Raw genomic sequence first — 2092 nt, forward strand, 5'->3', positions numbered from 1 at the left:
CCCGGCGTACAGGCGCCCCGGTATCCAGGCACCCCGGAGTCGAGGCATCCCCCGGTAGCGGGGCACTCTTCGGTACCGAGGCGGCCTTCCGTACCGAGGCGGCCTTCCGTACCGAGGCGCCCTCTGGCATCGGGGCACCCTTCGGTACAGGCCCGGGGTCAGCGGGGTGCGGGGCGCGGGGTCAGCTTGGTGCGGGGCGCGGGGTGCGGGGCGCGGGGTCGGTTTGGTGCGGGCGCGGGGTCAGCTCTCCGTGATCTTTCCGGCCGCCACCTCGATACGGCGCGTGGTGCGCACCGCGTCGAGCATCCGGCGGTCGTGGGTCACCAGCAGCAGCGTGCCCGGGTAGGTGGCGAGCGCCGACTCCAGCTGCTCGATCGCGGGAAGGTCGAGATGGTTCGTCGGCTCGTCCAGCACGAGGAGGTTGACGCCCCGCCCCTGGAGCAGCGCCAGCGCGGCGCGGGTGCGCTCGCCGGGCGAGAGCGTGGTGGCCGGGCGCAGCACATGGGCGGCGGTGAGGCCGAACTTGGCCAGCAGGGTGCGTACCCCGGCCGGCTCCAGGTCGGTGACGGCGGCGCCGAAGGCGTCGAGCAGGCTCTCGGAGCCGTGGAAGAGCGCGCGGGCCTGGTCGACCTCGCCGACGACGACGCCCGGGCCGAGCGAGGCGTGACCCGCGTCCAGCGGTTGGCGGCCCAGCAGGGCGGCGAGGAGCGTGGACTTGCCTGAGCCGTTGGCTCCGGTGATGGCGACCTTGTCGGCCCAGTCGATCTGGAGCGAGGCGGGCCCGAAGCGGAAGTCGCCGCGCCGGACCTCGGCGTCGCGCAGGGTCGCCACGACCGAGCCGGAGCGCGGAGCGGGAGCGATCTCCATCCGCAGCTCCCACTCCTTGCGGGGTTCGTCCACGGCTTCGAGGCGTTCGATCATGCGCTGGGTCTGCCTGGCCTTGGCGGCCTGCTTCTCGCTCGCCTCGACCCGGGCGTTACGGCCGATCTTGTCGTTGTCGGGCATCTTGCGGCGGGCGTTCTTGACGCCCTTCTCGCTCCACGCCCGCTGGGTCCTCGCCCGGTCCTGAAGGGCGGCCCTCTTGTCCGTGTACTCCTCGAACTCCTCGCGGGCGTGCCGCCTGGCCCGCTCGCGCTCCTCCAGATACGCCGCGTAGCCGCCGCCGTAGACGGCGACCCGCTGCTGGGCGAGATCGAGTTCGACGACCTTGGTCACCGTACGGGCCAGGAACTCCCGGTCGTGGCTGACGACGACCGTGCCCGCGCGCAGTCCGCGGACGAAGTTCTCCAGGCGCTCCAGGCCGTCCAGGTCGAGATCGTTGGTGGGCTCGTCGAGAAGGAAGATGTCATAGCGGGACAGGAGCAGCGAGGCGAGACTCGCCCGCGCGGCCTCGCCGCCGGAGAGCGCCGTCATCGGCAGATCGAGGCCGACGGTCAGCCCGAGCGCCGCTGCGACGTCCCCGGCGCGGTCGTCGAGGTCGGCGGCGCCGAGGCCGAGCCAGCGCTCCAGGGCGACGGCATACGCGTCGTCCGCGCCCTCGGCGCCGTCCACGAGCGCCGCCGTCGTCTCGTCCAGAGCCTGCTGGGCGGCGGTGACGCCGGTACGGCGCGCGAGGAACTGCCGTACGGTCTCGCCGCGCCGCCGCTCGGGCTCCTGCGGGAGATGGCCGACGGTGGCATGGGGCGGGGAGAGCCGCAGCCCGCCCTGCTCGGGCCGCAGCTGACCGGCGAGCAGACGCAGCAAGGTCGACTTTCCGGCTCCGTTGGCGCCGACGAGACCGATCACATCGCCGGGCGCGACAACGAGGTCGAGACCGGAGAAGAGCGAGCGGTCGCCGTGACCTGCGGCGAGATCCTTGGCTACGAGGGTGGCAGTCATCAGTGGATGATCCTAACCGCGGCCCCTTCCGTGTCTCGCGGATTTTCGGCTCGCCGGGGGTGGGGGGCGGCCGGCGGCCCGCTCGGGTGCCGGGGAAGCCCCGGGTGACCCGGGTGACCCGGACCCGGGCGGCTCGGCTGACCCGCCCCGCCAACCACAGCCGGAGTGCCCCGGCCCCGGACAGCGTGGGTGCCCCGCCCGCCTACGACAGCCG

The 2092-nt window shown here is 73.6% G+C and carries 1 protein-coding gene; it reads right to left on the reverse strand.

Going from position 1 to position 2092, the window contains the following annotated elements; genetic code table 11:
- Nucleotides 1-240: 240 nt before the first annotated feature.
- Nucleotides 241-1878, reverse strand: coding sequence for an ABC-F family ATP-binding cassette domain-containing protein (locus tag ACWF94_RS39380; RefSeq protein ID WP_453499924.1), 1638 nt, complete (start codon nucleotides 1876-1878; stop codon nucleotides 241-243).
- Between the last annotated feature and the right edge of the window lie 214 nt (nucleotides 1879-2092).

This window comes from Streptomyces sp. NPDC055078 (genome assembly GCF_053607985.1).

What these genes read in the sequence shown, in the direction of transcription:
- ACWF94_RS39380 (WP_453499924.1), bottom strand. Translation starts at nt 1,878, where the DNA reads ATGACTGCCACCCTCGTAGCCAAGGATCTCGCCGCAGGTCACGGCGAC.